Origin of the sequence: Methylorubrum thiocyanatum (genome assembly GCA_014138645.1) — a bacterium.
Classification (GTDB): Bacteria; Pseudomonadota; Alphaproteobacteria; order Rhizobiales; family Beijerinckiaceae; genus Methylobacterium; species Methylobacterium thiocyanatum.
On the sequence record JACJIB010000002.1, the window covers coordinates 25,976 to 39,257 of the forward strand.

The 13,282-nt window shown below is 70.7% G+C and carries 12 protein-coding genes; 4 read left to right on the forward strand and 8 right to left on the reverse strand.

Going from position 1 to position 13,282, the window contains the following annotated elements:
* Window positions 1-11: 11 nt before the first annotated feature.
* The 8 genes from tuf to otsB form a co-directional block, all read right to left on the reverse strand.
* Window positions 12-1,202: an elongation factor Tu gene (gene tuf / locus HNR51_RS03940; RefSeq protein WP_012456596.1), complete on the reverse strand. Its 1,191-nt coding sequence runs from the start codon at window positions 1,200-1,202 to the stop codon at window positions 12-14.
* Window positions 1,203-1,335: 133 nt separating this feature from the next.
* The gene (locus HNR51_RS03945) at window positions 1,336-1,611 is read right to left on the reverse strand and encodes an RNA-binding S4 domain-containing protein (protein ID WP_012456597.1); all 276 of its coding nucleotides are present in this window, start codon (window positions 1,609-1,611) and stop codon (window positions 1,336-1,338) included.
* Window positions 1,612-1,633: 22 nt separating this feature from the next.
* Window positions 1,634-5,050 (reverse strand): helicase-related protein, encoded by a 3,417-nt coding sequence (locus HNR51_RS03950; RefSeq protein WP_182554044.1) that lies wholly within the window; start codon window positions 5,048-5,050, stop codon window positions 1,634-1,636.
* Between the two features lie 88 nt (window positions 5,051-5,138).
* Window positions 5,139-5,483 (reverse strand): hypothetical protein, encoded by a 345-nt coding sequence (locus tag HNR51_RS03955; RefSeq protein ID WP_182554045.1) that lies wholly within the window; start codon window positions 5,481-5,483, stop codon window positions 5,139-5,141.
* A 118-nt stretch (window positions 5,484-5,601) separates the two neighbouring features.
* Window positions 5,602-5,829 (reverse strand): hypothetical protein, encoded by a 228-nt coding sequence (locus HNR51_RS03960; RefSeq protein WP_182554046.1) that lies wholly within the window; start codon window positions 5,827-5,829, stop codon window positions 5,602-5,604.
* 250 nt (window positions 5,830-6,079) lie between these two features.
* Entirely contained in the window at window positions 6,080-6,976 is an 897-nt protein-coding gene (locus HNR51_RS03965; protein ID WP_182554047.1) for a DUF3108 domain-containing protein, read from the reverse strand.
* A 120-nt stretch (window positions 6,977-7,096) separates the two neighbouring features.
* Complete coding sequence (locus HNR51_RS03970) at window positions 7,097-8,098, reverse strand: glucokinase (protein WP_182554048.1); 1,002 nt, start codon at window positions 8,096-8,098, stop codon at window positions 7,097-7,099.
* 78 nt (window positions 8,099-8,176) lie between these two features.
* A complete protein-coding gene (gene otsB / locus HNR51_RS03975; RefSeq protein WP_012456603.1) occupies window positions 8,177-8,932 on the reverse strand; it encodes a trehalose-phosphatase in 756 nt (251 codons plus the stop codon).
* 86 nt (window positions 8,933-9,018) lie between these two features.
* On the opposite strand from otsB, the gene HNR51_RS03980 reads away from it, so the two are divergent.
* From HNR51_RS03980 to HNR51_RS03995, 4 genes are all read left to right on the forward strand, one after another.
* Window positions 9,019-9,513, forward strand: coding sequence for a DUF427 domain-containing protein (locus HNR51_RS03980; RefSeq protein ID WP_152278560.1), 495 nt, complete (start codon window positions 9,019-9,021; stop codon window positions 9,511-9,513).
* Between the two features lie 73 nt (window positions 9,514-9,586).
* The gene (locus tag HNR51_RS03985; RefSeq protein ID WP_182554049.1) at window positions 9,587-10,804 is read left to right on the forward strand and encodes a serine hydrolase domain-containing protein; all 1,218 of its coding nucleotides are present in this window, start codon (window positions 9,587-9,589) and stop codon (window positions 10,802-10,804) included.
* A gap of 448 nt (window positions 10,805-11,252) precedes the next feature.
* The gene (locus HNR51_RS03990; protein ID WP_012456606.1) at window positions 11,253-11,726 is read left to right on the forward strand and encodes a formate dehydrogenase subunit gamma; all 474 of its coding nucleotides are present in this window, start codon (window positions 11,253-11,255) and stop codon (window positions 11,724-11,726) included.
* Complete coding sequence (locus tag HNR51_RS03995; RefSeq protein ID WP_182554050.1) at window positions 11,723-13,282, forward strand: formate dehydrogenase beta subunit; 1,560 nt, start codon at window positions 11,723-11,725, stop codon at window positions 13,280-13,282. The genes HNR51_RS03990 and HNR51_RS03995 overlap by 4 nt, the downstream gene beginning before the upstream one ends.

Here is a 13,282-nt window from a genome sequence, read left to right on the forward strand (position 1 = left end):
CCCAAAAAAGATCAGTCGTTGATGGCGGCGACGACGCCGGCACCGACGGTGCGGCCACCCTCGCGGATGGCGAAGCGCAGCTTCTCTTCCATGGCCACCGGCACGATCAGCACCACGTCCATGGTCACGTTGTCGCCCGGCATCACCATCTCGGTGCCCTCGGGCAGCGTGCACACGCCGGTCACGTCCGTCGTGCGGAAGTAGAACTGCGGGCGGTAGTTGGTGAAGAACGGCGTGTGGCGGCCGCCCTCTTCCTTGGTCAGGATGTAGGCCTCGGCCTTGAACTTCGAGTGCGGCTTCACCGAACCCGGCTTGCACACGACCTGGCCGCGCTCCACGTCCTCGCGCTTGGTGCCGCGCAGCAGCACGCCGACGTTGTCGCCCGCCTGGCCCTGGTCGAGCAGCTTGCGGAACATCTCGACGCCGGTCACCGTCGTCTTCGTCGTCGGGCGGATGCCGACGATCTCGACTTCCTCACCGACCTTGATGATGCCGCGCTCGACGCGACCCGTCACCACCGTGCCGCGGCCCGAGATCGAGAACACGTCCTCGATCGGCATCAGGAACGGCATGTCGATCGGACGCTCCGGCTGCGGGATGTAGGCGTCGACCGTCTCCATCAGCTTCAGAACGGCGTCGCGGCCGATCTTCGGCTCCTTGTCCTCGAGCGCCATCAGGGCCGAGCCCTTGGTGATCGGGATGTCGTCGCCGGGGAAGTCGTACTTGGAGAGGAGCTCGCGCACCTCCAGCTCGACGAGCTCCAGGAGCTCCTCGTCGTCGACCATGTCGACCTTGTTGAGGAACACCACCAGCGCCGGCACGCCGACCTGGCGGGCGAGCAGGATGTGCTCGCGGGTCTGCGGCATCGGGCCGTCGGCGGCGGACACGACCAGGATCGCGCCGTCCATCTGGGCGGCACCGGTGATCATGTTCTTCACGTAGTCGGCGTGGCCGGGGCAGTCGACGTGGGCGTAGTGGCGGTTGGTGGTCTCGTACTCGACGTGGGCGGTCGAGATCGTGATGCCGCGCGCCTTCTCCTCGGGGGCCTTGTCGATCTGGTCGTAGGCCGTGAAGGTCGCGCCGCCCGACTCCGCCAGAACCTTCGTGATCGCCGCCGTCAGCGACGTCTTGCCGTGATCGACGTGTCCGATCGTGCCGATGTTGCAGTGCGGCTTCGAACGGGTGAACTTTTCCTTGGCCATCGTGCAATCCTACCGCGGGACCGGCCGCAGCCGGGCGTAAAGGCGCGGTCCGCTTAGAGGCTTGCGCGGCGATGATCAAGCGGCAGGTTTGCCGGGCGAGAGAATTGCCGCGATCGACGTCTCCGGCAAAGGCTCAGGCTGGGCCCTCGCCGACCGGTTCGTAGAGCCGCTGCGCCTCCGGCGCGCCGCCGCGGCGCTCGCCGAGATCGAGCACCCGCACCAGCATCGTGCCGTGGGGAGCGGCGACGGTGAGGACGTCGCCGCAATGGACCGCCTTGGCCGGCGCATCGGCACGGGTGCCGTTCACGCGGACATGACCGTCGGTGACGAGACGGGCCGCCATCGAGCGGGTCCGGGCGAAGCGCGCGAACCACAGCCACTTGTCGAGGCGCTGGCGGCCCTCGCTCATTCCGCGCTCGGGCGAAGCGCTCTCAGCGCTTGCCCCCGTCGGATTCGAGCTTCGCCTTCAGCGCGGCCAGCGCGGCGAAGGGCGAATCGGGATCGGGCTGACGCTCGCGGCGCGGCGGACGCGCCTCGGCGTTGGGACGGCGGTTCTCGTCGCGGCGATCGGGCCGGTTGCGCGGGCCCTGATGGTCGCGGCGCGGACCGCCCTCGCCCTGGTTGTCCCGGCGCCCCTCCCCCCGGCCCTCGGCACGGGCCGGGCGTCCGCCCTCCGGACGGTCCTCGCGGGGCCGGCGCGGACCGTCGCCCCGGCGCTCGCCGTGGCGGCCATCGGGGCGCCCGTCCTGTCGGCCTTCTTGCCGTCCATCCTGCCGTCCATCCGGGCGTCCCTGGCCGCGGCCCTGGCGCTGGCCGGCATGGCGCTGCGGACGGTGCAGATGCCAGACCTCGACGGTCTCGGGGGCCGCCGGCTCGGCCGGCTCGGAGCCGGCGTCAGAGGCCGCCGTCTCCGCGGCGGGAGCCTCGGTGGTCGCCTCGGTCGGCAGCGCCGAATCGGCGGCGTCGACGGCCTCGACCTCCCCGGTCGCCGCAGCGTCCTCCGCGGCGGCCGCGGTCTCGGCCGGCATCGGCGCGGCCGCCTCGGGCGCTGCCTCCTCGGCGGATGCGGCCTCGGCCGGTGCCGGCTCCGGCGCTGTCGTCTCGGCGGATGCCTCGGTCACGTCCACCGGGGCCGGCTCGGCCTCCGGAGGCGCGGCTTCGGTCGGCGCCTCGGCCGCGACGTCGGCGGACGCATCCGCGGCGGCGGCGTCCTGCGACGGCGACGCGGTCCCCTCGTCCTGGGTCGCACCCTCCTGAGCCGTCTCGCCCTGAGCTGTCCCGTCCTGTGCGGTCTCGCCCGGGGCTGCCTCCTGCGGCGCGGCCTCGGCGGCCCGCGCGGCGGGGACGGTCGGGGCGGCGGCCAACAGCGGCACGGTGATGGCCGGGCCGGGGCGCGACTGCGCCACATAACCGAGCGACTTCAGGATCGAGGCGAAGTCCTCGCCCGAGCAGCCGACCAGCGAGGTCATGTTGACGGTGGCCACGAACCCGTCGCCGTCGGCGGTGCCGGCCGGGGGCTCGCCCGGCGTGGTGCCGGGACGGTAGGCGATGGCCGGGCGGATCAGGTCGGCGAGCCGCTCCAGGATGTCGACGCGCACCGCCCGCTCGCCGCACACGCGGAAGCCGGCGGCGCGGTAGAGGCCCTTGGCGATGTTGGGATCGACCTTGATCGAGGTGCGCCCCGAACCGGCCAGATGCGCGATCTCGTCGAGGCCCGGCTGGTCGAGGCCGCCGCTCTTGAGCGCCCAGAGCTGGGCGGCGAGCGTGCGCGGGGCCGGCTTCAGCAGCGCCGGCAGGAAGATGTGGTAGGCGCCGAAGCGGACGCCGTGGCGGCGGAGATTGGCGCGCCCGTCCTGATCGAGGCTGCGCATCTCGTGCGCCACCTTGGCCCGCTCCAGCACGCCCAGCGCCTCGACCACCTGATAGCCGATGCCGCGGGCGAGCCCGGTGAGGTCGGCCGCCGATTCGATCTCCATCAGCGGTCCGAGCAGGCGCACGACATGGGCGCGCAGCCATGCGGTCAGCCGTGCCTCGACCTTCTCGCGGGACGCGCCGGCGAGGCTGTCGTCGGCGATGAGGCGGATGCCGGGCTCGAACAGCTTGTCGCCCGGCGTCAGCTTGGCGACCGGATCGCCGGTCCAGCGGATGATGCCGTCGTGCGAGAGCACCAAAGCGGCGTCGGCGGCCGAGGCGAAGCGGTCGGCCCGCGCCTCGATCTCGCCGGCCAGCGCCTTCTCCGCGGCGGAGCGCAGGGTCTTGGCTTCGTGGCCCTCGGCCTGAGGGTCGGGCACGAATTGGAAGCCGTGAAGACGGCCCACATGTTGACCCTCGACGGTGACGTCACCGCCGGAGGTGATTTCGGCTTCCAGCATCGTCTTCTCTCTCAAGCGCCGCATCAGGACGCTGGTGCGCCTGTCGACGAAGCGGCTCGCGAGGCGCTCGTGCAGGGCGTCGGACAATCTGTCCTCTACCCGACGCGTCTCGCCCTGCCAATGCAGAGGATCGAGCAACCAGTCGGGTCGATTCGCCACGAAGGTCCAGGTGCGCCCCTGCGCGATGCGCTGGGACAGGGCGTCGATGTCGCCGTCGGTCCGGTCGATCGCCGCCACATGACGGGCGAACCAGTCGTTGGGGATGCGCCCCGCCATGCCGCGCATCAGGAAGCGGTAGAGCTGCGCCACGAGGTCGGCATGGGTCTGCGGATGGACCTTGCGGTAGTCCGGCACGCCGCAGGTGTCCCACAGCCGCCGCACCGCCGCCGGCCCCTTGGCCATGTCGCGGATGTCGTCCTCGCGCATCAGGATTTCGAACGCCTGCTGGTCCTCCCCCATGGGCGCGCGGGTGAGGCCCTGCTCGTGCGGATGCTCGTCGAGGCTCGCCTGCAATTTCTCCAGCGAGGCGAAGTCGAGGTCGGGATTGCGCCATTGCAGCATGCGCACGGGCTCGAAATCGTGCGTTTCCAGCGCCTCGACCATCTCCGGCTCGAAGGGCGGGCAGCGCCCCGTCGATCCGAAGGTGCCGTCGGAGGTGTGGCGCCCGGCGCGCCCCGCGATCTGGCCCATCTCGGCGGGCGTCAGCTTGCGGAAGCGGGTGCCGTCGTATTTCCAGTTGGCGGCGAACGCCACGTGATCGACGTCGAGGTTGAGGCCCATGCCGACCGCATCGGTGGCGACGAGGTAGTCCACATCGCCGGACTGATAGAGTTCGACCTGTGCGTTGCGGGTGCGGGGCGAGAGCGCGCCCAAGACCACCGCCGCCCCGCCGCGCTGGCGGCGGATCAGCTCGGCGATGGCGTAGACCTCCTCGGCCGAGAAGGCGACGATGGCGGTGCGGTGCGGCAGCCGCGAGATCTTTTTTTCGCCCGCGAAGCTCAGGCTCGAGAGACGCGGGCGGGTCGTCGTCTGAACGCCGGGAATCAGCGCCTGGACCAGCGGCAGCATGGTGGCGGAGCCGATCAGTAGCGTCTCCTCGCGCCCGCGGCGGTAGAGCAGGCGGTCGGTGAAGACGTGGCCGCGATCCATGTCGGCGGCGAGCTGGATCTCGTCGATGGCCACGAAGGCGACTTCGAGGTCGCGCGGCATCGCCTCGATGGTGCAGATCCAGTAGCGCGGCCGGTCCGGCTTGATCTTCTCCTCGCCGGTGACCAGCGCGACGTTCTCGACGCCGACCTTGGCGACGACGCGCAGATACACCTCGCGGGCCAAGAGCCGCAGGGGCAGGCCGATCATGCCGGTCGGATGCAGGAGCATCCGCTCGATGGCCATGTGGGTCTTGCCCGTGTTCGTCGGGCCGAGCACCGCCGTGACCCCGCGCGCGCGGGCCTCGCGGTGAAGGGTGCGGAGCGTCATGCGGGGAGCGGCGATCCCTACGGCGCTGAAGGCCGTCGGCGGAGCGAAGGGCAGCCGGGCGTGTGGGCCCTGCGACGGAGGACGGCCGCTAGCGGGAGGAAGGGAATCGCTGCGGCCTCCCCTCATATGGGATGCCGGAGCCCGGTGCGCCAGCCGGGGCCCCGAGACCGGGCGTGACGAGGATGTCGATCCGCGGCTGCGGCTGCTGCGGCGTCAGGTCGGTGCAGAGAGTGTCGGGCATCGCCGTCAGCGGGCCGCGGCGGGGCGGGCGATGCTCGATGACCTGAGCCGAGGAGAACGCGTCGGGGCCGCAATCGGGGCCGGTCGAGAGGGATTCGCCGGCCTTTGCAACGGGCGGGGCGAGGAGCGCGAGGGCGAGGCAGGCGATCCGGAGAGGCTTCTTGCCGGTCACGGCGGTTGCAAACCGAAGCATCGTACTCCTCTCGACGGCCTCTCTTGGGCGAGCATCCTCCCGAAAAGTGGAGGATGCCTTTCGTAAGAGGTCGCAAAAGGAGGCTCTGATCGGTCCGGGTCCGGCGACTGGGCTTGGGTCAGGGAAGCAGGTAGCCGATCGCCCAGACATCGCTCCACTTCGGCGGAGGCCAGCCCAAAGCCCAAGCCAGACCGCTGTAAAAGCTCACCAATACGGGAACGGCGATCAGGGCGCAGAGCAGGGCCGAGGCCGTGTGATGGGTGATCAGCCAGACCGCCCAGCCGGACGACAGCGATGCCACAATGATCGACAGGGCGGCGAGACGATTTCGGATCTCGGGCTTCATGCCACCTCCCGACTCTACTCGGTCCCTCACCACCGACATTCCGGGCCGCGCAGCGGAACCCGGAAACGACCCGTGATGCGCCGCGAACGTTGCCCGTCGAGGCCGGTCGTGGGTTCCGGGTTCGCCTTCGGCGCCCCGGAACGACAGGCGTGGAATCCGCGAGACGAGGCAGCCTTCTAAGCACTCGCCGCAATGAAATCGCGGACATGACCGAGCCTCGGCTTGATCGCCCGACGTCAGAGCGTGTCCGCTACCGCTGCGACAGGCTCGCATCGGCGATGGCGGCCGGCTGCGCCTCGCCGGTGGCGGCGGTCGCGGTGCCGGTCCGCGACCAGCGGGTCGCCTCGATGATGTTGGTGCCGAGCGTCGTGCGCACCGCGATCCGCATCGGCACCAGCACCCGTGTTCCCTCGACGGGCGCGAGCCAGACCGACATGTCGCGGTTCTCTTCCATGAACTTCACCCCCGGCCGGTCGGGCCGGTGGCCGGCGATGGCGACGTAGCGGGCGTTGCAGACCAGAACCGGGCCGCTGTAGCCGGGCTTCTCCACCTGTCGGGTCTCGCCGTAGCTCAGGACCACGTTGAAGCGGGTCGCGCCGTCGAAGACGGGGAGCGTGCGGTTGCAGTTCTCCGGGTCGGTGAGATCGGCCCGGGCGCGGGCCGGCATCATCAGGGCGCTGGCCGGATCGATCACGCCGCGCTTGGCCGCGGCCGTGACCGGCACCCGGTCGCCGGTATCGAGGAGCGGCGGGGTCACCTCGGCCTGGGTGACGTTGCCGTTCGCCAGCGCCATGCGCACGGCGATTCCCGAGCTGCTGGTGCGGGTGGCGATCGAGAAGGCGTTCGGCAGCGGCGCGGCGGCGATGCTGCCCGAGGAGCGGGCCGAGCCCTGCCCGCCGGTCACCGCGCCGACGAGGCCGGTCAGCACCGCCGAAACGTCCATGCGGTAGCGCGCGCCGTCGAAGGCGCCGGTGAGCTGGGCGTTGCCGATCGGAATGCCGGCAAGATTGACGCTGTAATCGACCGCGACGCCCGCGGGCGCCGCCTTGGTCTTGTGGGCCCGCGGCGCGGCGTCAGCCCCGGCCGGAACGGCGAGCGCCCCGGCGAGGACGAGGAGGCGGGCGCAAAGGAAAGGCTTGGCGCGCATGGTCGGGACTCTGGGCGGCTCCACGCTCCGGCCGTCTCGGGACGAGGCGGGCCGGACGGTCGAGCTTATCGCGACCCATGGTTAACAGACCGTTCGGCCGGCGCCAGGGGGGCGTGCGCGTTAGCTCCCCGGGGTCCAGGCCTGCCCGTGGTAGACGAAGCGCCCGCTCTCGCTGGCCAGGGCCGCGAGGCCGCTGAAGGCCGGGTCCTTCACGGTGATGACGCTGGTGGGGATGCTCCGCATCTGCTCGGCGAAGGGCGCCTTGCGCTCGAACGCCTCGCGGAAGGCGCCCTCCCGCAGGATCGAAACGATCCGCGGGGCAATGCCGCCGCCGATATAGACCCCGCCGGTGGCGAGGAAGGTGAGCGCCAGATCCCCGCAGACCCGGCCCAGCAGCTTGCCGAACAGGGCGAGCGCGGCGTGCGCGTGCGGATCCGCGCCCGAGAGGCCGCTGCTCGTGATCTCGGCCGGATCGCACAGCGAGCCGTCGCCGCCCGCCCGCACCGCGCGGATCGCGGCGCAGAGCCGGGCGAGGCCCGGACCGGAGAGCAGCGTCTCCACGGTCACCCGCCCCTCGACGCGCTCCACCGCCGGCCAAAGCTCCGCTTCCTCGGCATCCGTCGGTCCGAGATCGGTGTGGCCGGCCTCCGTGGAGACGATGGCGAGACGATCCTCGTAGGGGATCAGCGCGGCGGCACCGAAACCGGTGCCCGGCCCGAGCACGAGACGGGGACCGCGGGCCTCGCCGATCTCCGGGCCGATCGGGGTCAGTTCGTCGGGCGCGATGCCGGCCGCGCCGGCGGCGACCGGCACGTAATCGTTGACGAGGGCGACCCGGTCGAGCCCGAAATCCCGTCCGATGGCCGCGGCATCCACCAGCCAGTCGGCATTGGTGAGCTGGACCGCGGGGGCATCGACCCGGCCCGCGATCGCCAGGATCGCTGAGCGCGGCGCGGGTCCGCCGGCCTGGGCCAGGGAGGCCCGGATCGCCGCGCTCGGATGAGGATGGCCGTGGGTCGCCTCGCGGGAGAGAAGCCGCGGCGGCGCGCCCTTCGTCTCGATCAGGCCGAAGCGGGCATTCGTCCCGCCGATATCACCGATCAGCACCGGGAATTCGAACATCCGCCTCTCGCTTCGCGTCGTGTTTTGCCGCGACCTTAACAGAGGGTGCGCGGGCCGTTCGACAAGCGGTTGATGGTGTCAGGCCGCGGGCAGCGCGTCCGGGTCGATCGGCGCGCCCTCGGCCCAGGCGGCGATCAGCGCGCGCACCACGGCCGGGTCGGCCAGGCGCCGGCTCGCCACCGTTTCGCCGTCGCCGATGCGCACGCTGATGCCGCCATCCTCGTTGACCGAGGCGAAGGCGATCTCGTCGGTTCGGTCGTCGCCGAGGAAGATGGCGCGCCGGCCGGTATAGGGGGCGGCCTCCAGGAAGGCGCGGATGGCGTGGCCCTTGGTGGCGGCGGCCGGCACGATCTCACCGACGGCCTTGCCGAGCTGGAGCCGGTAGGCCGAGCCGAGATCGGCCGCGACCGCCTTGACGATCTCTTCCGCCGCCTGCGCGTCGCCCGGCGCGGCGAGCCGCCAGTGCACTGCGACCGAGGCGCCCTTGTCCTCGATCAGCACCGATTCGTAGCGGGCGGTCTCCGCGTGCAACCGCTCGACGCCCGCGCGCAGGTCCGGATGATCCTCCGGCCGTCCGCCGCTCAGGGTGCCGTCCACCCGCCGCTCGACCCCGTGCAGACCGGCGACGTCGAACCGGGCGGGGTTCAGGAAGTCGTCGATCACCGCGACAGGCCTGCCGGTGACGATGGCGAGCGCACCGCCGAGCCGTTCGCGCAGCCGCTCCAGGGCGGGCACGAGGCTGGGATCGACCTGCACCGCGTCGGGCCGCGGGGCGATCTCGACCAGGGTGCCGTCGAAATCGAGGAACAGGGCGTAGTCTGCGGTCTCGCTCACGGCGTCGTCCTTCTCTCGGGCTGTCCCTGCGCTAGCATGAGGGTCGGTTGCAACAAACCGGTGATGCGACACCAACGGAGGAACCCGTGCGCCCCATCCCCATCCGCCCCGGCCCGGGACAGGAGAGCGTCTGGGACTATCCCCGCCCGCCCCGGCTGGAACCGGTGCCGGAGCGCCTGACGGTCGTCCTCGGCGGCCGGACCATCGCCGCGACCACGGCCGGATTCCGCGTGCTGGAGACGAGCCACCCGCCAACCTACTACTTCCCGCCGCAGGATATCGCGGCAGGGGTGCTCGGGCCTGCCCGCCGGGCCGGGATCTGTGAGTGGAAAGGCCGGGCCGTGCTGTTCGACGTGGCGGGCGGCGCGGAGCGGGCGCCGGGGGCGGCTTGGGCCTATCCCGACCCGACGCCGGGCTTCCGGCCCATCGCCGGCTACGTCGCCTTCTATGCCGGGCCGATGGAGTCCTGCCTCGTCGGCGACGTGCGGGCCGCGCCGCAGCCCGGCGGCTTCTACGGCGGCTGGATCACGCCGGGGCTCGTCGGCCCGTTCAAGGGCGGGCCCGGCACGATGGGCTGGTGACGGCTTTCGGGCTGGCGCCGCTCGGGCCGAGGCCGCTACACCGGCCTTGCGACAGGAACGTGAGGAGCCGTGCATGCAGGTCGAGACCGATCCCCGAGACGTCGGCCTCTGCCCCGACCGCCTGGAACGGATCGATGCCTGGATGCGGGGCTACGTCGAGAGCGGGCGGCTCGCCGGCCTCTCGGTGAGCGTGCTGCGGGGCGGTAAGACCGCCTTCTTCCGCGCGCAGGGTCACGCGGATCTCGCGCGGGAAAGACCGTTTGCCGCCGAGACCATCACCCGCATCTACTCGATGACGAAGCCGCTGACCTCGCTCGCGGTGCTGATGCTCTACGAGGAGGGCCGGTTCCAGCTCGACGATCCGGTCGCGCGCTTCCTGCCGGAATTCGCGGAGATGCGGGTGATGACCGGCGGCAACCGGGCGCGACTCGAGACCGAGCCGGCGCTGCGTCCGATCACGATCCGCGACCTCCTCACCCATACGAGCGGCCTGACCTACGGCTTCATGGAGGCGACCCTCGTCGACGCGCTCTACCGACAGAACGAGATCGACTTCCAGACCTCGACCCTGCCGCTCGCCGACCTCGTGGCAAAGCTCGCGCAGCAGCCGCTGCTGGCCCAGCCGGGGGCGGAGTGGAACTACTCGGTGGCCACCGACGTGCTCGGCCATTTCGTGGCGGTGGTGTCGGGGATCGACTTCGCCGACTTCCTGCGTGACCGCGTCCTGCGCCCGCTCGGCATGGACGACACCGACTTCTTCGTGCCGGAGGACAAGCAGGCGCGCTTCGCGGCGAACTACGCCTTCGACCGCCAAGGCCGGCTCCGCCTCTACGACGACAGCGCCGACAGCCGATTCCTCGCGCCGCCGCCCCTGGCCTCGGGCGGGGGCGGTCTCGTCTCTACGGCTGCCGACTACCTGCGCTTCTGCCGGATGATCCTCAATCTCGGCGAACTCGACGGCGTGCGCCTCCTCGGCCGCAAGACCGTCGAACTCATGCTGATGAACCACCTGCCCGGTGACCTCGCGGCCATGGGCCAGCCGCGCTTCGCCGAATCCTCCTATGCCGGGATCGGCTTCGGGCTCGGGGTCTCGGTGATGCTCGATCCGGCCCGGGCGCAGATCCTCGGCACGCCGGGGGAGGTGTCCTGGGGCGGGGTGGCGAGCACCTCGTTCTGGATCGATCCGGACGAGGACCTGGCGGTGCTGCTGCTCGCCCAGCTCGTCCCCTCTTCCGCCCTGCCCCTGCGCCGCGAGCTGCGCGTCCTCACCTACGCCGCGATCGAGAGCTGAGACGGTTCACCGTTCCGGCCGGGTCTCGGGAACGAAAAACGCGGCCCTTATCGTCTGCCGACGCGCCTCTCGGCATCGGAGCCCCGCTCCGATGCCCTGCCACCGCTCGCATCCGCCGCATCGATTCGTTCGAACGCTTCGCTGTCACACCGTCTCTCTGGAAGCCTTTCGAGGGCTGCGGGCAGCCATGCGCCCTGTGATCCCGGGCCTTCGCGTGAGACGCTTTCAAGACGCTTGGATCCGCGTCCGCAACCGCTGCTCCGTAGGAGAAAAGCAAAATTTGGCGCAGGTTCAAAAGAAATTTGAATTACGATTGAGCGGATGATGCACCGCAACCGAGGCATTTTGATCGATTTTTTTTGTCGAGCCACGAGACAGCTTGATTGAACTTTAGTGCTGGCCCTGGTTGGATCGGGTCTTAGAACAAAACCAAGTTGGGCAGGAAAACATGGCTAGTCCCGAGCCTTGGAACGCCACGCGCGCCGCTGGGATCGTGGCCGAGCTGCAATCCTTGGAGGGCGCGACTCTCCCTATATTGCATGCTCTGCAGGAAACGTTCGGCTACGTCGACGCTCAGGCGGTTCCGATGATCGCCGATGCGCTGAACCTGTCCCGCGCCGAAGTGCATGGCTGCCTGACCTTCTACCACGACTTCCGGCGCGAGCCGCCGGCCGGCCGCCACCATGTCAAGTTGTGCCGGGCCGAGGCCTGCCAGGCGATGGGCTCCGACCGGCTCCACGGCGAGATCCTCTCGCGGATGGGCTGCGACTGGCACGGCACCAGCGCCGACGGCGTGACCGTCGAGCCGGTCTACTGCCTCGGCCTCTGCGCCAACGGTCCGGCCGCCCTGGTCGATGACGAGCCGCTGGCCCGCCTCTCCGCCGAATCCCTCGACGCCGCCCTCAAGGAGGCCCGCGCGTGAGCATCACCGTCTACGTCCCGCAGGACGCCGTCGCCCTGGGGCTGGGCGCCAATCGCGTCGCCCGCGCGATCTTCGCCGGAGCCGAGCGCCGCGGCCTCGACGTGCGCATCGTCCGCACCGGCACCCGCGGCCTGCTCTGGCTCGAGCCGATGGTCGAAGTCGCCACCTCCGAGGGCCGCATCGCCTACGGCCCGGTGACGCCGGCCGATGTCGAGGGCCTGCTCGACGCCGGCTTCGTCCAGGGCGGCGCGCACGCGCTGCGCCTCGGCAAGCCCGAGGAGATTCCGTTCCTCGCGCGTCAGCACCGCCTCACCTTCCACCGCTGCGGCGTGGTCGATCCGGTCTCCGTCGAGGATTATCGGGCGCATGGCGGCTACCGCGGTCTCGAAGCGGCGCTGAAGCGTGAGGCCGAGGGCGTCGTCGCCCAGGTGCGCGATTCGGGTCTGCGCGGGCGCGGCGGCGCCGGCTTCCCGGCGGGCATCAAGTGGAACACGGTGATGCTGGCCCAATCGGACCAGAAATACGTGGTCTGCAACGCCGACGAGGGCGATTCCGGCACCTTCGCCGACCGGATCATGATGGAGGGTGACCCCTTCAACCTGATCGAGGGCATGACCATCGCCGCCGTCGCCACCGGCGCGACGCGGGGCTACATCTACTGCCGCTCGGAATATCCGCAGAGCTTCAAGACCCTGCGCGACGCGATCGCCAACGGCGTCAAGGCCGGCGTGCTGGGCGACAACATCCTGGGCAGCGGCAAGAGCTTCCATCTGGAAGTCCGGCTGGGCGCCGGCGCCTATATCTGCGGCGAGGAGACCTCGCTGCTGGAAAGCCTCGAGGGCAAGCGCGGCATCGTCCGGGCCAAGCCCCCGATCCCGGCGCTGAAGGGCTTCCTCGGCAAGCCGACGCTGGTCAACAACGTCATGACCTTCACGGCCGTGCCGTGGATCATGGAGCACGGCGCCAAGGCCTATGCCGAGTACGGCATGGGCCGCTCGCTCGGCACCCTGCCGATCCAGCTCGCCGGCAATATCAAGCATGGCGGGCTGATCGAGTACGCCTTCGGCATCACCATCCGTCAGGTGATCGACGAGTTCGGCGGCGGCACCGCCTCGGGCCGTCCAGTCCGCGCGGTGCAGGTCGGCGGCCCGCTCGGCGCCTACTTCCCCGACGAACTGCTCGACACGCCGCTCGACTACGAGGCGATGGCGGCCAAGAAGGGCCTCGTCGGCCATGGCGGCATCGTCGTGTTCGACGACACCGTCGATATGGCCAAGCAAGCCCGCTTCGCCTTCGAGTTCTGCGCCACCGAATCCTGCGGCAAGTGCACCCCCTGCCGCGTCGGCGCCACCCGCGGCGTCGAGACCATGGACAAGGTCATCTCCGGCATCCGTCCGGAGGCCAATCTCAAGCTCGTCGAGGATCTCTGCGAGATCATGACCGACGGCTCGCTCTGCGCCATGGGCGGGCTGACGCCGATGCCCGTGATGAGCGCCATCACCAACTTCCCCGAGGATTTTCGGCGCGCGGGCGATCTGCCCGTCGCGGCCGAGTGA

Excerpts from the sequence above, each read along its gene's own strand:
- HNR51_RS03960 (WP_182554046.1), bottom strand. The coding sequence starts at position 5,829 with ATGAAGCCCGAGATCCGAAATCGTCTCGCCGCCCTGTCGATCATTGTG.
- HNR51_RS03955 (WP_182554045.1), bottom strand. The coding sequence starts at position 5,483 with ATGCTTCGGTTTGCAACCGCCGTGACCGGCAAGAAGCCTCTCCGGATC.
- tuf (WP_012456596.1), bottom strand. The coding sequence starts at position 1,202 with ATGGCCAAGGAAAAGTTCACCCGTTCGAAGCCGCACTGCAACATCGGC.
- HNR51_RS03945 (WP_012456597.1), bottom strand. The coding sequence starts at position 1,611 with ATGAGCGAGGGCCGCCAGCGCCTCGACAAGTGGCTGTGGTTCGCGCGC.
- HNR51_RS03990 (WP_012456606.1), top strand. The coding sequence starts at position 11,253 with ATGGCTAGTCCCGAGCCTTGGAACGCCACGCGCGCCGCTGGGATCGTG.
- HNR51_RS03970 (WP_182554048.1), bottom strand. The coding sequence starts at position 8,098 with ATGTTCGAATTCCCGGTGCTGATCGGTGATATCGGCGGGACGAATGCC.
- HNR51_RS03950 (WP_182554044.1), bottom strand. The coding sequence starts at position 5,050 with ATGACGCTCCGCACCCTTCACCGCGAGGCCCGCGCGCGCGGGGTCACG.
- HNR51_RS03965 (WP_182554047.1), bottom strand. The coding sequence starts at position 6,976 with ATGCGCGCCAAGCCTTTCCTTTGCGCCCGCCTCCTCGTCCTCGCCGGG.
- HNR51_RS03985 (WP_182554049.1), top strand. The coding sequence starts at position 9,587 with ATGCAGGTCGAGACCGATCCCCGAGACGTCGGCCTCTGCCCCGACCGC.